This is a genomic window from Streptomyces polygonati (assembly GCF_042650325.1).
Classification (GTDB): domain Bacteria; phylum Actinomycetota; class Actinomycetes; order Streptomycetales; family Streptomycetaceae; genus Actinacidiphila; species Actinacidiphila polygonati.
Genome location: NZ_JBHSBB010000014.1, coordinates 70,753 through 89,883 on the forward strand (window position 1 = coordinate 70,753; position 19,131 = coordinate 89,883).

Below are 19,131 nucleotides of genomic sequence, written 5' to 3' on the forward strand. Positions count from 1 at the left end.
ACCAGCGGGATCACCCACCAAGCCAAGAGGACGGAACAGTCATGCCTTCTTTCGAGACCCCCGAACCGATCTCCGCCATCCTTGAGTTGGACTCCGGCACCGCCCGTATCAGCGCGGGCAAGCGCACCGACACGGTGGTGGAGGTGCTGCCGAGCAACGGATCGGACGACAACGACGTACGCGCCGTGCAGCAGACCGAGGTCACCTGCTCGGGCGGCCGCCTCACCATCAGGACGCCCAAGAAGCGGTCGCTGTTCGGCCGGCCGGGCTCCATCGTGGTCAGCGTCGAACTGCCCGCCGGGTCCGATGTCCGGGGCAGCTCGGCCATGGGCAGCTTCTCCTGCGAGGGCCGCCTCGGGGATGTCACACTCAAGTCCTCGCTCGGCGACCTCCAGGTGGACGAGGTGGCCGGCGCCAGCCTCAGGACCGATCACGGCGACATCCGGCTGGCCCGCTCGGCCGGGGACATCGAGGTCGTCGGCTCGGGGCGGATCGAGATCGGCACCGTCGCCGGCAGCGCGACCGTCAAGAACGGCAACGGCGGGACCAAGGTCGGCGAGGTCCTCGGCGATCTGAAGGCCAACGCGGCCAACGGCGACGTCTCCGTCGGCGTCGCGCACGGCAGTGTCGGCGCCAAGTGCGCCAACGGCCGGGTCGAGGTCGGCGTCGCCCACGCCGGGGTCGACGCGGTGTCCTCCAACGGCGGCATCCGCGTCGGCGACGTCACCCGCGGCCGTGTCGACCTGCGCACCTCCGTCGGCGACCTGGAAGTGGGCATCCACGAGGGCACCGCCGCCTGGCTCGACCTGAACCCCAAGTACGGCACGGTACGCAACTCGCTGGGCTCCGCCGCCGGCCCCGGGGACTCCGAGGAGACCGTCGAGGTGCACGCCCGGACCTCGGCCGGCGACATCGTCATCCGCCGCGCCTGACCCCGCCTGACCCCGCGTGCCCCGACTCCCGCACCACCCCCCACCCCCCGGCCCCCCGACCCCCCGACCCCCCGACCCCCCGGAAGGAAAGCGGCATGACTGCCAGCCAGGTATCCGCGCCGATCGCCGTGAGCGCCACGGCGCCGGCGATCACCGCCACCGGACTGCGCAAGTCCTACGGCGACAAGGCCGTACTCGACGGCATCGACCTGGACATCGCCGAAGGCACCGTCTTCGCCCTGCTCGGCCCCAACGGCGCCGGCAAGACCACCGCCGTCAAGATCCTCTCCACCCTGATCACCGCCGACCCCGGCTCGGGCCCGATCCGGGTCGGCGGCCACGACCTGGCCGCCGACCCGCAGGCGGTGCGGGCCGCGATCGGCGTCACCGGGCAGTTCTCCGCCGTCGACGGCCTGATCACCGGCGAGGAGAACATGCTCCTCATGGCCGACCTGCACCACCTCGGCCGCCGCGAGGGCCGCCGCACCGCCGCCGAGCTGCTGGAGCGCTTCGACCTGGCGGACGCCGCGAAGAAGCCCGCCGCCACCTACTCCGGCGGCATGAAGCGCCGCCTCGACCTCGCCATGACCCTGGTCGGCGACCCGCGGATCATCTTCCTCGACGAGCCGACCACCGGCCTCGACCCGCGCAGCCGCCACACCATGTGGGGGATCGTCCGCGCGCTGGTCGCCGGCGGCGTCACCGTCTTCCTCACCACCCAGTATCTGGAGGAGGCCGACGAACTCGCCGACCGTATAGCGGTCCTGAGCGACGGCAGGATCGCCGCCCAGGGCACCGCCGCCGAGCTGAAGCGGCTCATCCCCGGCGGCCATGTGCGGCTGCGCTTCGACGATCCGGTCGCGTACCGGTCCGCCGCCGGCGCCCTGCGCGAGGTCGCCCTGGACGACGAGACCCTGTCGCTGCGGATCCCCAGCGACGGCAGCCAGCGCGAGCTGCGCTCCCTCCTCGGCCGGCTGGAGTCGGCCGGCGTCGAGGCGGACGAGCTGACCGTGCACACCCCCGACCTCGACGACGTGTTCTTCGCCCCGACCGGCGGTGCCGGCATCCCCGACCAGCCCAAGGAGACAGCCAGATGAGCGCGCTCGCCCTCGCCGTACGCGACTCGAACACCATGCTGCGCCGCAACCTCCTGCACGCGCGGCGCTACCCGTCCCTCACCCTGAACCTGCTGCTCACACCGGTCGTCCTGCTGCTGCTCTTCGTCTACGTCTTCGGCGACGTGATGAGCGCGGGCATCGGCGGCGGCGGCGCGGACCGTTCCGCGTACATCGCCTATATCGTCCCCGGCATCCTGATGATGACCATCGGCGGGACCGTCGTCGGGGCCGCGGTGTCCGTCTCCACCGACATGACGGAGGGGGTCATCGCGCGCTTCCGCACGATGGCGATCCACCGCGACTCGGTGATCGTCGGACACGTCGTCGGCAGCGTGGTGCAGTCGCTCGCCAGTGTCGTCCTCGTCGGTGCCGTCGCCGTGGCCATCGGCTTCCGGTCCGCCGGCGCCACGGCCCTGGAGTGGCTGGCGGCCTTCGGGCTGCTCGCACTGGTCGCCCTGGCGCTCACCTGGATCGCGGTCGGCATGGGCATGGCCAGCCCGAATGCCGAGGCCGCCAGTAACAACGCGATGCCGCTGATCGTCCTCCCGCTCATCTCCAGTGCCTTCGTCCCGGTGGGGTCCATGCCCGGCTGGTTCCAGCCGATCGCCGAGTACCAGCCGTTCACCCCGGCCATCGAGACCCTGCGCGGCCTGCTGCTCGGCACCGCGATCGGCGACAACTGGTGGCTCGCGATCCTCTGGTGCGTCGGCCTGACCGCGCTCGGCTACCGCTGGTCGACGGCGTTGTTCGGCCGCGACCCGCGCTGAGCGCCGCTCGGGTCACCCCACCCGGTCGAGCTTGTCGATCTGGACCGCCTCGGCGAAGAAGACGCTCGCCGGAGCAGGACTGTCCTCCGCCGAAGTGCTGGCCGAGGTCCCCTCGGCGGGCCCGCCGCACCCGATCGCCCGCTCTTCCGTCATCGCCGCCTTCACCTCGGCCACCGCCAACGGCAGGAGCCTCGCCCTGGCGGACCCGCAGGTCCAGCAGGCGGCGGGCACCCTCGTCTCACCGATCAGCGCCGCCGGGAGCTTCACCGTCTCCTGGGCCGCCATGCCCTGACACCTGGTCCCGCCGGGTCACGGAGCACTGTTGATATCCTCGGCGTCGTCCGACCGCGCGGGCTCGCCGCGGCCGACGCGGTGCGTCGTAAGGCGGTAGGGGGTCGGCGTGAGTGATCTCAAGGCTGATACCGGACGGTTGAGGGAGTGCTCGCGGTCGTTGCAGCGCATCTACGACGAGTTCACCGGTCGGCCGAATCCGACCGAAGGCTACTCCGCGGCCGAGTTGGGCGACGCGCGGATCATGTCGGCGTTCGGGGACTTCGCGGACAACTGGCGGATCCACCGGGAACGTCTGGCGGAGCGTATCCGCACGCTCGGGGTGATCACCGAGGACGCCGCCACGTCCTATGAGGGCGTGGACGCCCAGTTGGCCGCGGCGTTGCGGAAGCAGGACGCGGACGCCGCACACGGGGGCGGCTTCGGGTGAGCCGGCCGCCGGCGCACGAATGGGCGGTGCTCGGCGAGAGCGGTGACCCGGTACCGGGCGATCCGGAGTCGGTGGCGCTGCTCGGACTGACGTTGCGCGACACCGCGGACGACATCCGGCGCGAGACCGGTGAGGTACAGGCGTTGGCGTCGGTGGAGTCGTGGACGTCGGACGCCGCGGGGCGCTTCCGGGACGCGGCGCGTGACACGGTGGACGACCTGCGCAAGGCGTTCCACCGTTATGACGAGGCCGCCGCGGCGATGGGCGTCGCCGTGCACGAGGGCAGCGACGCCGACTGGGCGAGCGCGCTGGCGCACGCGCAGGCCCTGTCGCTGAAGGCGTTGCGGGACGCGCAAGCGGCGGACGCCGACAGCAGCGCGGCCGGGCGGCACCTTCGGTCGCTGCCCGCGGGCACACCGAAGGACGACCCGGACGCGACGTCCGCGCGCAGCAAGCAGCGGGCGGCGCGGGAAGCGCTGGGCGCGGCCAAGCGGCTGCTGGCATCCGCCAAGCACCTGCGGGACCAGGCGGCGGAGGCCGCCGCCTCGCGCATCCACCGGGCGATCACGCACGACGGGATGCACGACAGCACCTGGGACAAGGTCAAGGACACCGCGGGGACGATCCTCTCGGACACCGGGCACGTCCTGGAGAACGTGGGCGAGACCGCGCTGTCCGACCTCGCGTCGCTCGGCAACGCGATGGCGCACGACGCCGGCGCGGTGGGCGAGGTGCTGACCGGTATCGGGCTGGCCACCCTGGGCGCCGGCGGCGAGATCGGCGGCGCGGCCCTCGACATCATCGGCGTCGGCGCCCTTCTCGGTGTTCCGGCCGGTGTGGTGTCGGCGGCCGCGATCGCCGGCGGGGTCGGCCTCATCGCGGCCGGCGGCGGCCGGCTGGCCATGGACGCGAGCGGTCCTGACCGCGTCGACCTGACGTCCGAGGGCACCGGTGGCGGTGCGGGCGGCGACTGGTCCGGCACGGAAACGTCGAAGGGCGAGCCGGAGCCGATCTCCGAGGAGGACCAGGCCCGTCACACGCAGCGCAAGTCGGAACTCTCCGGGCTGAATCGCACCAAGCAAGTCGCCGAGGTCCGCAGCGGCGTCACCGAGAACGGGCAGAAGTACAAGCCCGAGGGGAATGCCCTGAAGGGCGGCAAGCACGGCATCGACTGGAACGAGGGGCCGCAGCGGGCGAAGCAGACGGGTAATCCGCAGGGTAAATTCGGGAGCCCGGCCGACGTGGATTACGCGGTGCGGAAGGCCGCGCAACTCGGCCCTGAAAAGCAGGGGTTCTTCGATCTGCCGCCGGACAACGACTGCGTCGAATACCTGCCGGACGGAACCACGAGAAAACCGAACGCGCTGTACGTCAAGGTCCGCCCTGATGGTACGGTCCACGCGTACCCTTATACCAAATAGGCTGGTCATGGATTTCTGGATTCAGACGGGTTCGCCGGAGGCCCGCGACGTCCCCGGCGTCGTGGACAACATGCCGGAGGCGGTCGCGGAGATGTACCCCGCCGACACCGACCGCATGATCCTGTCCTGGAACGGCGTGCCCGTGTCGCTGGTGTACTGCGAGGACGTGCAGGTCATGGTGGACGACATCGCCGCGATGCTGGCGATGTTGGCGGAGGGCGGGGAGGGCACGGAAGGCACAGGAAAACCGGGATACGTCCGCTGGGGACCGTCCGGCTTCCAGGCGGAGTGGCGGATCGACCGCGACGGCGGCGACCTGGTCATCGACTCCCGTTGGGACAGCGTCGACTGGGGGCCCGCGGACCTGCTCAACGAGCGCGGCCGACTGGTGGTGCCGGCGGCGTATTTCCGCGGTCAGTGGCTGAAGGTGCTGCGCCTGCTCGTCGACGACATCACGGCGCGGTCCGTGGTCATGGAGGACACGCTCATCTTCGACCGGGTCCGTGCGGTGCTCGCCGCCGGAACACTGCCAGCGGCTTCCGCCGAACAGATCCGGAAAGGCGCCCGTATTCCGCAGGCCACCAATAGGACCGGTAGCGCCGAGAATACGGTGGAATTCCGGGCCGTCGCCGGAGAGAGCGCGGAATCCGGCCCGGTACTGTGGACGGTGGATTCCGCCGTCGCCCGCCTCTTCACCGGCCACGCCGCCCTGGTCTCGCGATTGCTCGGCGTCCCCTCCGGCATCGGCGTCCCCTCCGGCACCGGCGCGGGGATCGACGTGGCAGGCCTGCGCGACTTCTGCGGGGCGGCACTGGACCGGTACGGGCTTACCGACGAGGGCATCGAGCGGTCGCTGACCGTCGGTTTCCTGGCAACCGCCCTGGAACTCCTCCACCGCGCCGGCCACGACGTCCCGCCGACCGACCCCGCCGAACAGCGCGCCGCCTGGACCGCCCTCCGCGACCAGCACGCCCTCCAGATGCCCCGCTGACCGCGACGACAGGTCAGCCGAGCGGCGCGGGGCCGATCGGGCCGCCGGCTATGGAGTCGCGGCAGCGGAGGCAGGTCCGGTCGGGGCAGCGGGTGACGGCCTGGTCGGCGGACATGGCCTCGCTCGCGGCGGCGAGGGCCTCCGTCAACGGGTAGGCGGCCCAAGAGGATTCCCCCACCCGCGTGGTGCGGACGTACGGGCGGAGAAACGGCTCCAGGTGAGGAAAGCCCTCGGAGCAGGATCCCGTCTCCACCATGAAGACGCGGCCGCCGGAGTCGCGCGCCCAGCGGACGAGGAGGCGGCGGCCGGACCGCTGTTCGGCGTAGTGCAGCGCGGTCATCCGGTTGAGTCCCACCCCCAGCAGGAGGGCGGCACCGTCGCGTTCGGCCAGCAGGCGGACGGGGCCGTAGACGTCGGCCGGGCTTTGTGCCGCGATGAGGTCAGGCGCCTGCGGCCCGAGCGCCGCGAAGGAGTTCAGCGGGTGGGCGCCGCGCTCGGCGTCCGGACGGGCGAGGAGTCGCGCCGGGAGGACGCCCATGCCGGCGTTGACGACGGTGGAGTCGACGGTGAATTCGGGGACTTCCTGGACGGCCGGCGCGTCCGCGGGCAGTTCCGCGTAGTCGATGGCGTTTCGGGCCGGGCGCATCGTGGCCGGGGGCACCGCGCCGAACTGCGACTCGCTGAAGGTCGGCACCAGGACCGTACAGCCGCGCGCCAGGAACAGGTCGAGCAGCGCGTCCGCGCCGCCTTCGACCGGCTCCCCGAAGGACCGGAGCGACGAGTGGACCATGACGGGCCGGGCGGCCAGGCCGAGATCGTCCATCGCGCCCGAGAGTTGCCCGGCGGATATCGACACAGCGCGACGCCCTTCGGTTCTGGGACGAGGACCCTCACAGCCTGAACAACAGGATGCCACGGGGGCCGGTTCCGGTGGTGGCGGAATCCGGACAGCTCGGGGCGGAAGACCGGCCCCATGGGCGCCGCGCCGATGACCGGACACGGGAGCGCACCGCTGTTCAGACGAGATGACGGGCGTCGACCGTACGGCCGTGGCCCAGCTGCTCAAGAGCGAGGGCCGTCGCCCTGGTGCCGGGGTGATCCTCACCGAGGCGCCGGCGGCGGGCGTCCAGGACCCGGGCGTAGCGGGTGGCGGCCTCCTTCCGACGGCCCTGGAGGGACAGCACCCAGGCCAGCTCGTGCTGGACGGTCAGCGTGGACACATGCTCGTCGCCGAGCGCCCGAAGGCGGTCGGCCAGCACCTGCTCGTAGAGCCGCTCAGCCTCGACGAGGCGTCCCTGCTTGGCGGCGATCCAGGCGAGTTCGTGGCGGGTGCCCACCGTCCGGTCGTGCGTCTCCCCGAGCAACCGGACGCGATCCGAGAGGACTTGCCGCAACTCGGCCTCCGCCTCCTCGTAGCGGCCCTGGTTGGCGATGGCCCAGGCACGTTCGAACCTGGTGAGGACCGTGTCGGGATGCTGCTCGCCCAGGACGCGCCGCCGGTCTTCCAGCACGAGGTCGTAGTCGGCCTCCGCTTCCGTCCACCGCTGCTGGCAGCCGGCCACCCAGGCGAGTTCATGGCGGCTGTTCAGCGTCTCCGGATGGTCGGCCCCCAGTAATCGCCCGCGTCGCTCGGCCACTTCGGCGAAGGTCACCTCGGCGCCGGTGAACTCGCCGCGCGTGGCCAGTTCCCAGGCGAGCTGATGGCGCAGACAGAGGCCGATCTCGTGGTCGGGGCCGGGCACGTGGGCCAGCGCGGCACGGTTCAGCCGCTCGCTGACCTCGTGCGCTCCGCTCTCGTCCAGGGCCCGCCCCGTCATCCACGTCGATCGCAGCAGGGCGCTCAGGCAGTCCTCGTCGAGATGGTCGGCCACGGAGTCGAGCAGGGCGTGCAGGTGGACGCCGAACATCCGGTAGCGCGGCCAGTGCGCGGGTGTTTCGAGGCGCAGACCGGACAGCGCGTCGATCACGAGTCCGGCGGCGACCTGCCGTACGAGGGAGGCGGCGGGTTCGGTGGACGGCGCCGCGACCGCCCGCAGGTGCATCCGGTTCGTCTCCACCACGAGCGGGTGGAGTGCGACGGCCCGCTCCCCGCCGGACGACCGGCTATCGACCAGGGCGAATCTCTCCAGTCCGCGCAGCCCCAGTTCGAGCAGAAGGTCCGGCTGGCCGGTGGCACCGCCCGACGGCTCCGCCGGGAGGAGCCGGGAGAGGCGGCGGCCGTCGAGCAGGTCCAGCGGGATCGAGGCGTCGGCGGCGTAGCACGACAGGAGGCGCAGCAACGCGCGTGCCTGTGGAACGCCCTCCCGGGCCAGGGCGTCCAGGGAGAGCTCCCAGGTCCGCGTCAGCACCGACCTGTCGGGCGCCCCCGGGGCGTCGAGCAGGCGCAGTCCCCCGTCACTGTCGAGCGCCTCACGGTAGGCGGCGAAGGTCGGCCAGCGGGCGACGGGAGACCTCAAGTACTTTCCGGCCAGGTGGAGCGCCAGCGGCTGTCCGCCCAGCCGCCGGGCGAGCGCGCGCGCCTCGGCCTCGCTCCCCGCCCCGGGCGCGAGATCCAGCAGGACCCGGGCGGCGTCCGCTTCCCCGAGAGGCCCGAGCGGCAGCACCCGAGCGTGCCATCCCCATGTCTCCTGGTCGGTGTCACGACTGGTCACGACGGTCAGTCCGCGACGCGACTGCCGCACCCACCCGGCCCCGGCGCTCACCGGAGCTGCCACCGGTCCCGCCGCAGGACGCGTGCTCCTTCCGGCGTCCGGGCGCGAGCCGGCCAGGACCTCGGGGGAGTCGGCGTTGTCGAAGATCAGCAGCCAGCCCGAAGGCGCCTTGTCCAGAAGCTCCCAGAAACGGTCCGGGCCGTCGGCAGCCCCGGTGGTGATCGCTTCGAGGTCCATGGGTTCGGCGCCCAATTGTCTCGCCACGGTGACCAGCCCCGCGGCCAGGCTCAGCGGGTCGGCGGCCCAGATCCACCACACCCGCGCGCGCCGGCGTCCGATCCGCCGCGTCTGCGCGGCGTGCCGGGCCAGCGCCGCCGCTACGGTCGACTTCCCCGCGCCCCCCATGCCGACAAGTACGACCACGGCTCCCGGCGGCCTGCGGAGCCATCGCTCCAGCTGGCCCATCTCCTTTCCCCGGCCCCGCACCACCGCCGGCACCGCGCCGATCGGCGGCGCCACCGACATCCCCGAACCGCCGGCCGACGCTCCCCGACGGCGTGCGAGCGTCTCCCTGGCCTGAACGCGCAGCCCCCACGCGGCGACCCCCGCCGTGACGACCCCCGCCAGCGATTCCAGCGCGGCCGCCACATCCATCAGCGGGCACCTCGAAGCGACCCGCTGACGGCTGAGGACTCGGATCCGTGCAACGGCGTCTCCCGGCTCCGTACGGCGGCGTTCGGCGTTCCCTGCTCGGCGTTCCCTGCTCGGTTCGGCGTTCGGCGACGGCACTTGCTCGAACGGTCGGCAGGCCATGCTCTCAAGCGCGCGCCGGTACGTAAACGAACGCCCGGAAGATGCCTGATCCTCGGTGACGCGTACGCCGGTGAGGCGCTCGGCCAGGGCGAAGACCGCCGCCTTGCGGTCCGCGGAGGGGGGAGCGTCGGCGGGCCCGGGATCGAGGCCGACGTCGAATCCCTGGCACGCACCGAGCGGCTCGGCTGCCGCCGGCCCGAACAGCTTTACACGGGACCGGGCGGGGCCGGCGGGGCGCCCCAGGTGTTCGGCTGCCGGCAGGGCGCGGTCCAGTGGTCCTCGCGCTTCTCCCAGTCGCCGTCCCGGGCGAAGCCGCAGTCCCGCAGCATGTGGTCGAGTTCCGCCGCGGGAAGGCCGTCGCCCGGCCCGGCCCCCGTCACGGTGACCACGAGGGCATCGACCTCGCCGCGGTCGGGGTGGTCGTCCAGGCTCCGTACCGTCAGGTGCCACTGGCCGTCCGCGCGGGCGGCCTCGGCCCAGTAGGGCGCGTCCGTCGGCGCCGGTCGGGCGGGGGACACGGGCATCGCGGTCTCGGGTTCGGGCACGGGTGTCTCCTCAGGTCTCGTCGGGAGGACATGTGCCCGCCTTTCGGCTCCGCATCCGCGCGCCTCCCGCCGGCCGGGGGCCGAACGGGCGCCGAACGGCACCCTCCTCAGACGACCGGCTCGCCGATGCCCAGCATGTTCCCCTCGCTGTCCCGGAACCAGGCGCCGCGTTCGCCGCGCGCGCCCTTGCTCGGGTAGTTCCCCTCGATCTCGGCGATCCCGCCGCTCGTCCGGAACCCGGGCGCGTCGACCTCCTCGAACACCACGCCACGCCGCTGGAGTTCCGACACGACCGCCTCGATGTCGTCGACCTCCAGGGCCATCTGCGTGAAGGTGCCGGGCGAGGCGCCCGTCGACCGGAACAGGACGAAGTCCGCGCCCCCGCACCGGTACAGCAGCCCTCCGGGCCGTTCGTCGACGGGCTCCAGACCGAGTCGCTCGGAGTAGAAACGGCGTGCCCGGTCCAGATCCTGGGCGGGAAGCCTGGTCGCCACGCGTGCCCGGGCCAGCGGATGCGTGTCGTCTGCGCTCATCTCCCCACTATGGCCCGAGCCGGGCCCGCGGCGGCGGAGGCAGCGGGTGCGCGCCGCGTGCGCAGCCGGGGTGCCCGAGGTCCGAACGACCGGCCCTAGGGTTCGCGCGACCGCAGGACGCAGAACTCGTTTCCCTCGGGGTCCGCCAGTACGACCCAGGTGGGCGTGCCCTGGCCCACGTCGACGCGCCGGGCGCCGGCGGACAGGAACCGCTCGACCTCGGCTTCCTGGTCGTCGGGGCGGAAGTCGAGGTGGAGGCGGTTCTTCACGGTCCTGCTGTCCGGCACGGGGACGAACAGCAGTCCCGGCAGGCGGTCCGGCGACGGCCGGATCTCGTATTCGTCCCCGGCTTCGTCCTCGTTGACGAAGACCCAGCCGAGCTGATCGGCCCACCACCGCGCCAGCCCGGCCGGGTCGGCCGCGTCGATCACTACCTGTTCCCATTCAAGAGCCATGCGGGGAGCGTAGTGGCGTCGGCCGGTGCACGGCGGTCAGCTGACGTTGACCGCGGACCAGGCGGCGGCGGTCGCCGCGTATTCGGGGCTCAGCGGCCCGTAGAGGTCGGCGGCGGCGCTCAGCGTGGAGGCGCGGGCGGTGTGGTAGGTGGCCGAGGGGGTGAAGTAGTCGGTCAGGGCGCGGTACCAGATGGCGGCCGCGGCGGTGCGGCCGATGCCGGTCAGGGTGTTGCCCTTGGCGGTGGGGCTGTTGTAGGCGATGCCGTTGATCGTGCGGGGGCCGCTGCCCTCGGCGAGGAGGAAGTAGAAGTGGTCGGCGACACCCGAGGCGAGGTAGGGGTCCATGAAGGGGATCGCGGAGGAGTAGTAGTCGGCGGAGGCGCCGTCGCGGGAGGGGCGGTCCATGAAGCGCAGCGGGGTGCCGTCGCCGTTCAAATCGGCCTTCTCGCCGATGAGGTAGTCGGGGACGTCGGCCGGGATGTTCGCCGCGAACTCCACCATCGTCGCGAAGATGTCCGAGGTCGCCTCGTTGAGGGCGCCCGCTTCGCCGGTGGAGGAGAGGCCGACGGCGGCCGAGGTCACGCCGTGGGTGATCTCGCGTGCGGCGATGTCGAGTTCGGTGATCGGGCGGGTGTTGCCGGCGCCGTCGCCGTAACTCACGCAGAAGCAGGAGTCGTCCCAGAAGACGTTGCCGTAGTTCGTGCCGTAGTGGACGACGCTGCGGATGCCCTGGCCGTCGTTCCTGACGCCGACCCGGCCGAAGGCGGACTTGAAGTAGTCCCACGCCGAGACCGCCGCGAACTGGGCGTCCACACCGGCCGATTGGCGGTTCGTGGGCAGTCCGTTGCCCCATACGTTGTCGGGGTCGGTGAGGACCGCGCCGGTCTTGCCGTCCGTGGTCAGGGTGTTGCCCCGCGTCGGGTCCTTGAGCAGGTACGCGGCGGTGGTCTTCAGCGTCGTCAGCGGCACCGTCCCGTCGTACACGCCGGTCCCCGAGCCGAGCGCGGGCGCGTCGGCGTCCGCGGTGCCCGTGGTGACCGCGCAGACGGTCGCGGCGAGCGCGGCGCCGGCCGTCAGCAGCATCCTCGCGCGTCTCTTCCTCTTCATACGACTGCCCTCCGCTGCGGGCACGGTGGTGCCCCCGTGTGTGGCGGCGCGGTAGGTGCGCCGGGTGCAGCATGGGGCCGCAGCTGCGGACTTGGCAGGGTCCTGCCAAATTTTGGCGTGTCGGCTCGCGTCCTCGGCCGGATCCGTACGGCCCCGCGTCACTGCCGCATCGGCGCGGGCTTCCGCCGCCGCGCGGGTGTCCCGGCGCCAACGGTGCCGCACGGGCGACCCGGTTGAGAATTCGCTGGGGCGCGCGCCCCCTGATCGGTACGGTGAGCCGCCACCGCAGCGGATACGAGGAGGGGCGGCGATGACGGCGCAGGCACCCGGGACAGCGACGACCTTGTGGCGACCCACCGGGCCGGAGGAACTCGCCCTCGTCGAGGCGTCGGGCTGGACCGCCTGGCCACCTCGGCTGGCGGACCAGCCGATCTTCTACCCGGTGCTCAACGAGGACTACGCGGTGCGGATCGCTCGTGACTGGAATGTGCCCGCCTCCGGGGTCGGTTACGTGACCCGTTTCGATGTCGAATCGGCGTTCCTGGCGCGCTATCCGGTCCGGCAGGCCGGGGGCCGGACGATCCTCGAACTGTGGGTGCCGGCCGAGGAGTTGGCGGAGTTCAACCAGCACATCGTCGGACGGATCGAGGTCGTGCGTGAATTCCGGGCCGCGCCGTGACCGGCGACGCGGGCGCCGCGGTGCTGCTCACCTCGCGGCAGCGGACCACCACCACCGCCCTTCTCGCCGACGCCGCGGCGCGGCGGGGCATGGACGTACACGTCCCGAGCGATTCCGGGCCGGTCGAGGAACCGGCCGCGGGCCGCCCGGCGCACTGGTACGGCGGGCCGCTCGCCGCCGACCGGATCGCCGGACGGTTCGATCTGGGGCTGCTGGAGCCGCCGGACGACTGGTTGGTGCGGCTGCCCGAGGAATTCAGCGGGCGGCGGATCGAGTTGACCTCCCTGTCGGAGGCGTGGGCGGCGCGTACGCCGGTCTTCGTCAAGCCGCCCAGCGACAAGTCCTTCCCCGCCGCGGTGTACGCCGACGGATCCCGACTGCCCCGTGGCGGCGCCGACATCGGCCCGGACACTCCTGTGCTGGTCTCCGAGGTGGTCACCTTCGCGGTCGAGTACCGGCTGTTCCTGCTCGACCGGCGGATCGCCACCGCCAGCCGGTACGCCGTCCACGGGCGGCTGGACACCGCGCCCCTCCACCAGGATGTCCACGAGCGCGATGTCCGTGCCTTCACCGAACGGCTGCTGGCCGCCTGCGGCCAGGATCTGCCCAGCGCGGTCTTGGTCGACATCGGCCTCCTCCAGGACCCCGACACCGGCCGGGAGGGCTGGGCGGCGGTGGAGGCCACCATGCCCTGGTTCGCAAACGGTTACGCCGCCGACCCGGACCGGGTCCTGGATGTCGTGATCGGCGCCACCGGGCCTCGTCAGCGGTTCTCGCACCAGGACCGCCCGTTCCTCCGCCGCGCACCGGCTCCCGGCGGTCCGCGCGACCGGCACGGCACGCCGGGACAGCGCTGAGCGAGGAGCGGTCACGTCTCATCACCGTCGACGGGGAGTGCCTGCCGCTGGCGGACCCGGCGCAAGGCGTCCTACGCACAGGGTCTGTGCCGGGCACCGGTGACCTGCGCAGTCGAATTCGCCACCTCCGACAGGCCCGGTACGACGCCGGTCGTCTCAACTCGGCTGCCCCACACAGGCAGTTGGGCGGGTGCGGAGCCGGCGCCCATACGGTCGGCGTCGGTGCGCCACCGGCAGATCGCCGGGTTCTTGGGGCCGGCCGCCCGTTTCGGCCGCGCGTCCGGGTGGGTGGCGGGCATACTGCCGCTCACCGCCCCGGCCGGCGAGGGGGCCGGAAGCGCCGGTTCCACAGGAGGAGTTGTCGATGAGCGAGACGGAAGAGGAAGAGCTGGCCCTCCGGATCTCCGCGGAGCGGTCGGGCAGGGGCCCGGCGACCTGGGGCCAGCAGGTGATCTGGGACTCGATCTCCTCCCTCGGCGACGACGGGCGGCGGTACAACCAGATGGTCGGCGTCCAACTCGACCCGCCGTACCCGCGCTCCGCCGTGCTCGACGCCCTGACGGCCGCGGCCCGGCGGCACGAGGCCCTTCGTACCCGGCTGGAGCCCTCGCCGACCGGGGAACTGACCCAGGTCCTGGACGACACCGGGCAGATCCCGGTGGTGATCCGGCGCTGCGCGCCCGCGGAGACCGAGCGGGTCGGCAAGGAGCTGCTGGCGAGCCTGGCGGCCGGCGCCTTCGACTGCGCGGCCCATTGGCCGATCCGGGTCGGGCTGGTGGAGGCCGGCGGGCTGGTCCGGCACTTCGAATTGGCCCTGTCGCACACCGCGGTCGACGGCGGCGGACTACGCCGGCTCACCCGGGACGTGGTGATGCTGCTGGCCGGCACCAGCCCGGAGTCGCTGCGGAAGCTCTACCCGGCGACGCAGCCGCTCGACGAGGCCGCCTACCAGAAGTCCGACCGGGGCCGGCGCCGGGACGCCGCAGCGCGCCGGCACTGGTGCGCCCGGCTCGGCGACGGCCCGCGACGGCTGTTCCCCGCACGCGCCGAGCACGACCCGGACACGCTCTTCCCCAACGTCGTGCTGCATTCCCCCGCGCTGCTGCGCTCCGTCGACCATGTCGCCGCGGTACGCAACGTCAGCGGCTCGTCCGTCCTGCTGGCGGCGGTCACCCGGGGGATCGCCCGGCTCGCCGACGCGCCGGAAGTGCAGTTCCAGCTGGTGGTGGGCAACCGCTTCCTGCCCGGAATGGCCCAGACGGTCACCACGCTGGCGCAGGACGGACTGTTCCACGCCGCCGTGGCCGAAGGGGACTTCCCGGCGCTGCTGCGGCGCGTCCACGCGAGCGCGCTGGGCGCCTACCGCTACGCGTCGTACGACAAGCGCCTGTTGGACCGGGACGTCGAACGACTCCGCAAGGACGTACCGGAACTCGCGGACCACTCCTGCTTCTACAACGACACCCGCGAACCCGACCTCTTCCGGCCGGCGCCTCCACCCGGCACCGAACACCTGCCGCTGCCCCGGGCCCGCGAGCAGACGACCGTGACCTGGCCCGTCGAATTCCCCCCGCGCAAGGACGTCACCTTCGGCCTGGACGTCCTGGACACCCCCGGCGCGCTCGACCTGACCATGACGGCGGACACCTCACGTGTCCCACGCCCGGTCATGGAGGAGTTCCTGCGCGAGATCGAGGCCACCATCATCGAAGACGCCCTGGCCACGGGCTGCGTCTGACGACCGATCCCGCCGGTGGGCCCTCGCCCGGTGACACGCCCCCCAGCCGGCACCCGTCGCCCCTACCCCCCGGAGTTCCGCAAGGTCCACACCGACGCCCCTCCCGGCCGTACCGCGACGAGCCTCCCACCGCGGACAGTTGATACGGCCGGGATCAGCCCATGCTCTTCGCGCCGTCCAGGGACTCGCGGATGATGTCGGCGTGACCGGCGTGCTGAGCGGTCTCGGCGATGACGTGCATCAGCACCCGGCGGGCCGACCACTCCTCGCCGGGCTCGAACCACGGGGCCTTGGGCAGCGGCTGGGTGGCGCCCAGATCCGGCAGGGTGACGACCAGTTCGTCGGTACGGCGGGCGGCCTCGGCGTATCCGGCCAGCACACCGGCCAGCGTCTCACCGGGCAGCAGCCGGAAGTCGTCGGCCCGCCGGGCCAGGTCGGCCTCGGTCATGGCGGTGAAGTCCCCCATCGTCGACGGGCCGTCCAGGACGAAGTCCACCCAGCCGCGCTCGACCGAGGCCACATGCTTGATCAGCCCGCCCAGGCACAGCTCGCTGGCGGTGGTCCGCTGCCCGGCCTGCTCGTCGGTGAGGCCCCGGGTGGTGAAGCGCAGGAAGTGCCGGTGCTTGGCCAGCACCGCCAGCAGGTCGGCACGCTCACCGCCGACGGCCGGCCGGTCCGCCGGGGCGCGGCCGCTCGCCTCATCAAGGGTGTTGGAGTCGGTCGTGGTGCCGGTCGTGGTGCCGGTCGTGGTGTCGCTCATGGTCCGCGCCTTCCGTTGTTCCTGTTCCGCCGGTGAAGATCACGCTAGGAGTCACAGCGGTCACTTTCCGACCTGAATCCCGGAAGGATGAAGGGCATGGCCAACACCAGTACCCGAACGCTGCGGCTGCTCTCCCTGCTCCAGAACCACCGGTACTGGTCGGGCTCCGAACTGTCCGAGCGGCTGGGGATCTCGGTCCGCACCCTGCGCCGGGACATCGACCGGCTGCGGGAGCTGGGCTACCCGGTCGAGGCGCAGCGCGGTGTCGACGGCGGCTACCAGCTCGCCGCGGGCGCGGTGCTGCCGCCGCTGGTCATCGACGACGATGAGGCGGTGGCCCTGGCCGTGGGGTTGCAGGCCGCCGCGGAGGGCTCGGTGGAGGGCATCGCCGAGTGCTCGGTCCGTGTGCTCGCCAAGGTGGTGCAGGTGATGCCGGTCAGATTGCGGCGCCGGGTCGAGGCGCTGCGCGCGATGACCGTGCCGGCCGACTGGGGCGGTCCGGCCTCGGCCGGCATCGACCCGGGGGTGCTCACCGCGGTCGCGCTGGTCTGCCGGGACAGCGAGCAACTCCGCTTCGCCTACACCGCGGCCGACGGCCGCCCCTCCGATCGGCATGTCGAACCGCACCGGCTGGTACGTCTCCACCGCCGCTGGTATCTCGTCGCGTACGACCTCACCCGGCACGACTGGCGCAGCTTCCGGCTCGACCGCCTCACCGCGCCCCGCGGAACCGGCGCCCGCTTCCGGACCCGCGACCTCCCCGCCGCCGACGCCGCCGAATTCGTCCGCGCGGGACTGCGCAACCTGCCCCGCCCGTACAGCGTCGAGGTCCTCGTCACCGCCCCGGCCGCGACGGTACGCGAACGGATCGGCCGCTGGGGCACGGTCGAGGAACTCGACCCCGAGCACTGCCGCCTGCGCATGACCACCGACTCCCTGGACTGGCCGACCATGGCACTCGGCAGACTCGGCGCCGACTTCCGCGTCCTCCAACCCCCCGAACTCCTCGACCGGATCCGCGCCTGGGGAGCCCACTTCAACCGCGCCGCCGCCCAGGGCCCGGGCCCGGCCGATCAGGGTCCACGCTGCTAAAGTGCGCTGTCTTGTCGGGGCCGGGGGGCCACACACGTGCGGGGGCGGGAAATGGGTGGGGCACGTTCGCTGCGGGTGCTCGCGGTGGCGGGGACGGCGGTTCTGGTGCTGGCGGGCTGCGGCGCGCAGTCCGAGGGGTCCGAGAAGGCGGCCGACGGCGCTGCGACCGCCTCGTCCGGGAGCACCGGGGCGCCGGTGGCGTCCTCGGCTCCGGTGGCCGAGCCCGCCGCTACGCCGACGAGTCCGGCCGGGCCCGAGGGCTACGACCCCACGCGGGACGCGGCGGCGGACATCACCGCGGCCGAGCGGGCCTCGGCGAAGGACGGCCGTCCGGTGCTCATCGACTTCGGCGCCGACTGGTGCCCGGACTGCCGCGTGCTCGGCGCGACCTTCGCCCGGCCGGCGACAGCCGCGCTGCTGGCGGGCTACCACGTGGTGCGGGTGGACGTCGGCGAGTTCGACCACAATCTGGATGTCGCGGCGCCCTATGTGGACCTGGGGAGCAGCGGCATCCCGGCGCTCACCGTGGTGAATTCCGCGGGACGTACCGAAATCGCCACCAACAAGGGCGAGTTCGCCAACGCCCGGAGCATGCCCGAGTCCCAGGTGGACGCGTTCCTCAAGAAGTGGGCGTGAGGCGGCGGTTGGCGGGGATCGCGGCGGCCGCCTGCTGCGTGCTGGCCGCGGTGCCGGGCTGTGGCCGCGGCGGCCCGGCCGCCACGCACGCCTCCTTCACCGACGGCGGGGTGGCCGTCACCGTCACGCTGGAGCGGTCCGGCGCGGATGATGTCGCGGTCAGCGCGACACTGCGCCCGCGGCGGAGCGGATTCCACCTCTACAGCCTGGGGCTCCCCGACGGCGGTGTCGACGGGCTCGGCATCCCCACCCGGCTCGCCGTCGCGGCGCCGCTCACCGCGCGGGGAGCCGTCAGCACGCCCGCGCACCCGTACGGGCTGCGGATGGCCGGCCTCGACGTGACCCTGCCGGTCTATCCGGACGGCCCCGTCACCCTCCAGCTGGCCACCCGCCTGACCTCTGCCCGGTCCGCCGCCCCGGCCGTCCTCCGGCTCACCTACGGCGCCTGCTCGAGTACGGAGGGCTGTCTGGCCCCGGTCCGCGAGCATGCCGTCGCCGTGCCCGTCCCGGGCGCGTGACGGCGGCGCTGGCCGGACCGACGCGGTCGGGACGGTGAGCCGACGTGCGGAGCGCGTTACGCGCAGGCCGGGCACAGCCCGCGATACGTGACCTCCGCCTCGGACACCGTGAAGCCGAATCGTTCCTCCGCCGGCAGGTCGGCGAGCGGGTTGCCAGTCGGGTGGACATCGCGGATGGTGCCGCAGCTGGAGCAGACCAGGTGCTGGTGGGGGTGGTGGGCGTTGGGGTCGTAGCGCTTGGCGCGGCCGTCGGTGGAGACCTCTATGACCTCGCCGAGGGCGACCAGGTCGCCCAGGGTGTTGTAGACGGTCGCCCGGGAGATCTCGGGCAGTTGGCGCGCCGCGCGGGCGTGCACTTCGTCGGCGGTGAGGTGGACGTGGTCGCCGTCGAGGACCTGCGCGACGACGCGCCGCTGGGAGGTCATCCGCCAGCCGCGCCCTCGCAGTCGCTCCAGCAGGTCGCTCATATCGGTTCACCTATTCAGGTTCGTGGGATACCCGAAGTTACCAGTGGATGTCCGGATTCCGATCAGATCTGCATTTGGCGCACTTCTTGACTTGGACTCAGTCCATCGTAGGATCGGTTCCGGCGATAGCCAAGGGACGGGAAGCCTCCAATACCGCGGGAGACACAGACGTGATGGGACCGCCGCCGAGGAACCGAGCGGTGTCGCCCCGGGGCGGTGACCGCCCCCGTCGCGTGTGAGGCCATCCCCTCGCTCCCCGTACGGCACCTGCCCCCGCCGTTCCACCGCCCGCAGTTCCATGAGCCCCGTGATCCGCCTGGTCCGGAAGGA

Annotated in this window: 21 protein-coding genes and 1 pseudogene; 13 read left to right on the plus strand and 9 right to left on the minus strand. The window is 72.6% G+C overall.

Annotated elements, in window-relative coordinates; genetic code table 11:
- The first annotated feature begins 41 nt into the window (after positions 1 to 41).
- The 7 genes from ACFO3J_RS20855 (at position 42) to ACFO3J_RS20885 (ending at position 5,950) form a co-directional block, all read left to right on the plus strand.
- Positions 42 to 932, plus strand: a complete 891-nt coding sequence (locus tag ACFO3J_RS20855; protein ID WP_386431186.1) for a DUF4097 family beta strand repeat-containing protein — start codon at positions 42 to 44, stop codon at positions 930 to 932.
- Positions 933 to 1,027: 95 nt separating this feature from the next.
- Positions 1,028 to 2,029, plus strand: coding sequence for an ATP-binding cassette domain-containing protein (locus ACFO3J_RS20860; RefSeq protein WP_386431189.1), 1,002 nt, complete (start codon positions 1,028 to 1,030; stop codon positions 2,027 to 2,029).
- The gene (locus ACFO3J_RS20865) at positions 2,026 to 2,817 is read left to right on the plus strand and encodes an ABC transporter permease (RefSeq protein WP_386431192.1); all 792 of its coding nucleotides are present in this window, start codon (positions 2,026 to 2,028) and stop codon (positions 2,815 to 2,817) included. Before ACFO3J_RS20860 ends, ACFO3J_RS20865 begins: the two co-directional genes overlap by 4 nt.
- A gap of 31 nt (positions 2,818 to 2,848) precedes the next feature.
- Positions 2,849 to 3,109, plus strand: coding sequence for a hypothetical protein (locus tag ACFO3J_RS20870; protein WP_386431195.1), 261 nt, complete (start codon positions 2,849 to 2,851; stop codon positions 3,107 to 3,109).
- Positions 3,110 to 3,217: 108 nt separating this feature from the next.
- Positions 3,218 to 3,538, plus strand: coding sequence for a hypothetical protein (locus ACFO3J_RS20875; protein WP_386431198.1), 321 nt, complete (start codon positions 3,218 to 3,220; stop codon positions 3,536 to 3,538).
- On the plus strand, positions 3,535 to 4,959 hold the full coding sequence (locus tag ACFO3J_RS20880) for a hypothetical protein (RefSeq protein WP_386431201.1): 1,425 nt from the start codon (positions 3,535 to 3,537) through the stop codon (positions 4,957 to 4,959). Before ACFO3J_RS20875 ends, ACFO3J_RS20880 begins: the two co-directional genes overlap by 4 nt.
- Positions 4,960 to 4,966: 7 nt before the next feature.
- Complete coding sequence (locus ACFO3J_RS20885; protein ID WP_386431203.1) at positions 4,967 to 5,950, plus strand: DUF6086 family protein; 984 nt, start codon at positions 4,967 to 4,969, stop codon at positions 5,948 to 5,950.
- A 13-nt stretch (positions 5,951 to 5,963) separates the two neighbouring features.
- Here the strand turns inward: ACFO3J_RS20885 and ACFO3J_RS20890 are convergent, their stop codons facing one another.
- The 7 genes and pseudogenes from ACFO3J_RS20890 to ACFO3J_RS20920 all read right to left on the minus strand — a co-directional run bounded on the left by ACFO3J_RS20890 (position 5,964) and on the right by ACFO3J_RS20920 (position 12,054).
- Positions 5,964 to 6,773, minus strand: a complete 810-nt coding sequence (locus ACFO3J_RS20890; protein ID WP_386431206.1) for an AAC(3) family N-acetyltransferase — start codon at positions 6,771 to 6,773, stop codon at positions 5,964 to 5,966.
- Positions 6,774 to 6,966: 193 nt separating this feature from the next.
- Positions 6,967 to 9,255: a tetratricopeptide repeat protein gene (locus ACFO3J_RS20895; RefSeq protein WP_386432994.1), complete on the minus strand. Its 2,289-nt coding sequence runs from the start codon at positions 9,253 to 9,255 to the stop codon at positions 6,967 to 6,969.
- A 219-nt stretch (positions 9,256 to 9,474) separates the two neighbouring features.
- Positions 9,475 to 9,732 (minus strand): annotated as a pseudogene (locus tag ACFO3J_RS20900) (DUF6461 domain-containing protein); the annotation flags it as partial.
- Entirely contained in the window at positions 9,621 to 9,959 is a 339-nt protein-coding gene (locus ACFO3J_RS20905) for a hypothetical protein (RefSeq protein WP_386433090.1), read from the minus strand. The gene ACFO3J_RS20905 and the pseudogene ACFO3J_RS20900, both read right to left, overlap by 112 nt.
- A gap of 107 nt (positions 9,960 to 10,066) precedes the next feature.
- Complete coding sequence (locus ACFO3J_RS20910; RefSeq protein WP_386431208.1) at positions 10,067 to 10,492, minus strand: VOC family protein; 426 nt, start codon at positions 10,490 to 10,492, stop codon at positions 10,067 to 10,069.
- A 95-nt stretch (positions 10,493 to 10,587) separates the two neighbouring features.
- Positions 10,588 to 10,947, minus strand: coding sequence for a VOC family protein (locus ACFO3J_RS20915; protein WP_386431211.1), 360 nt, complete (start codon positions 10,945 to 10,947; stop codon positions 10,588 to 10,590).
- Positions 10,948 to 10,983: 36 nt separating this feature from the next.
- On the minus strand, positions 10,984 to 12,054 hold the full coding sequence (locus tag ACFO3J_RS20920; protein ID WP_386431214.1) for a M4 family metallopeptidase: 1,071 nt from the start codon (positions 12,052 to 12,054) through the stop codon (positions 10,984 to 10,986).
- 310 nt (positions 12,055 to 12,364) lie between these two features.
- Here ACFO3J_RS20920 and ACFO3J_RS20925 point away from each other — a divergent pair, with 310 nt between their 5' ends.
- The 3 genes from ACFO3J_RS20925 (at position 12,365) to ACFO3J_RS20935 (ending at position 15,328) form a co-directional block, all read left to right on the plus strand.
- The gene (locus ACFO3J_RS20925) at positions 12,365 to 12,733 is read left to right on the plus strand and encodes a hypothetical protein (RefSeq protein WP_386431217.1); all 369 of its coding nucleotides are present in this window, start codon (positions 12,365 to 12,367) and stop codon (positions 12,731 to 12,733) included.
- A complete protein-coding gene (locus ACFO3J_RS20930; protein WP_386431220.1) occupies positions 12,730 to 13,590 on the plus strand; it encodes an ATP-grasp domain-containing protein in 861 nt (286 codons plus the stop codon). Before ACFO3J_RS20925 ends, ACFO3J_RS20930 begins: the two co-directional genes overlap by 4 nt.
- Positions 13,591 to 13,954: 364 nt before the next feature.
- Complete coding sequence (locus ACFO3J_RS20935) at positions 13,955 to 15,328, plus strand: condensation domain-containing protein (RefSeq protein WP_386431222.1); 1,374 nt, start codon at positions 13,955 to 13,957, stop codon at positions 15,326 to 15,328.
- Positions 15,329 to 15,482: 154 nt separating this feature from the next.
- Here ACFO3J_RS20935 and ACFO3J_RS20940 read toward each other — a convergent pair whose 3' ends face one another.
- Positions 15,483 to 16,088 carry a DinB family protein gene (locus tag ACFO3J_RS20940; protein WP_386431224.1) on the minus strand — a complete coding sequence of 202 codons (606 nt, stop codon included), beginning with the start codon at positions 16,086 to 16,088 and terminating at the stop codon, positions 15,483 to 15,485.
- A 96-nt stretch (positions 16,089 to 16,184) separates the two neighbouring features.
- Here ACFO3J_RS20940 and ACFO3J_RS20945 point away from each other — a divergent pair, with 96 nt between their 5' ends.
- From ACFO3J_RS20945 to ACFO3J_RS20955, 3 genes are read left to right on the plus strand one after another with little or no spacing between them, the layout of a single operon-like run.
- The gene (locus ACFO3J_RS20945; protein ID WP_386431227.1) at positions 16,185 to 17,180 is read left to right on the plus strand and encodes a helix-turn-helix transcriptional regulator; all 996 of its coding nucleotides are present in this window, start codon (positions 16,185 to 16,187) and stop codon (positions 17,178 to 17,180) included.
- Between the two features lie 51 nt (positions 17,181 to 17,231).
- Entirely contained in the window at positions 17,232 to 17,816 is a 585-nt protein-coding gene (locus ACFO3J_RS20950; protein WP_386431230.1) for a thioredoxin family protein, read from the plus strand.
- Positions 17,813 to 18,334: a hypothetical protein gene (locus ACFO3J_RS20955; RefSeq protein ID WP_386431233.1), complete on the plus strand. Its 522-nt coding sequence runs from the start codon at positions 17,813 to 17,815 to the stop codon at positions 18,332 to 18,334. The genes ACFO3J_RS20950 and ACFO3J_RS20955 overlap by 4 nt, the downstream gene beginning before the upstream one ends.
- Positions 18,335 to 18,390: 56 nt before the next feature.
- Here ACFO3J_RS20955 and ACFO3J_RS20960 read toward each other — a convergent pair whose 3' ends face one another.
- On the minus strand, positions 18,391 to 18,801 hold the full coding sequence (locus ACFO3J_RS20960; RefSeq protein WP_386431236.1) for a Fur family transcriptional regulator: 411 nt from the start codon (positions 18,799 to 18,801) through the stop codon (positions 18,391 to 18,393).
- Positions 18,802 to 19,131: the final 330 nt, after the last annotated feature.

What these genes read in the sequence shown, in the direction of transcription:
- ACFO3J_RS20920 (WP_386431214.1), bottom strand. Translation starts at nt 12,054, where the DNA reads ATGAAGAGGAAGAGACGCGCGAGGATGCTGCTGACGGCCGGCGCCGCG.
- ACFO3J_RS20925 (WP_386431217.1), top strand. Translation starts at nt 12,365, where the DNA reads ATGACGGCGCAGGCACCCGGGACAGCGACGACCTTGTGGCGACCCACC.
- ACFO3J_RS20945 (WP_386431227.1), top strand. Translation starts at nt 16,185, where the DNA reads ATGGCCAACACCAGTACCCGAACGCTGCGGCTGCTCTCCCTGCTCCAG.
- ACFO3J_RS20960 (WP_386431236.1), bottom strand. Translation starts at nt 18,801, where the DNA reads ATGAGCGACCTGCTGGAGCGACTGCGAGGGCGCGGCTGGCGGATGACC.
- ACFO3J_RS20890 (WP_386431206.1), bottom strand. Translation starts at nt 6,773, where the DNA reads ATGGACGATCTCGGCCTGGCCGCCCGGCCCGTCATGGTCCACTCGTCG.
- ACFO3J_RS20865 (WP_386431192.1), top strand. Translation starts at nt 2,026, where the DNA reads ATGAGCGCGCTCGCCCTCGCCGTACGCGACTCGAACACCATGCTGCGC.
- ACFO3J_RS20940 (WP_386431224.1), bottom strand. Translation starts at nt 16,088, where the DNA reads ATGAGCGACACCACGACCGGCACCACGACCGGCACCACGACCGACTCC.
- ACFO3J_RS20910 (WP_386431208.1), bottom strand. Translation starts at nt 10,492, where the DNA reads ATGAGCGCAGACGACACGCATCCGCTGGCCCGGGCACGCGTGGCGACC.
- ACFO3J_RS20860 (WP_386431189.1), top strand. Translation starts at nt 1,028, where the DNA reads ATGACTGCCAGCCAGGTATCCGCGCCGATCGCCGTGAGCGCCACGGCG.
- ACFO3J_RS20935 (WP_386431222.1), top strand. Translation starts at nt 13,955, where the DNA reads ATGAGCGAGACGGAAGAGGAAGAGCTGGCCCTCCGGATCTCCGCGGAG.
- ACFO3J_RS20950 (WP_386431230.1), top strand. Translation starts at nt 17,232, where the DNA reads ATGGGTGGGGCACGTTCGCTGCGGGTGCTCGCGGTGGCGGGGACGGCG.
- ACFO3J_RS20895 (WP_386432994.1), bottom strand. Translation starts at nt 9,255, where the DNA reads ATGGATGTGGCGGCCGCGCTGGAATCGCTGGCGGGGGTCGTCACGGCG.
- ACFO3J_RS20855 (WP_386431186.1), top strand. Translation starts at nt 42, where the DNA reads ATGCCTTCTTTCGAGACCCCCGAACCGATCTCCGCCATCCTTGAGTTG.
- ACFO3J_RS20885 (WP_386431203.1), top strand. Translation starts at nt 4,967, where the DNA reads ATGGATTTCTGGATTCAGACGGGTTCGCCGGAGGCCCGCGACGTCCCC.
- ACFO3J_RS20915 (WP_386431211.1), bottom strand. Translation starts at nt 10,947, where the DNA reads ATGGCTCTTGAATGGGAACAGGTAGTGATCGACGCGGCCGACCCGGCC.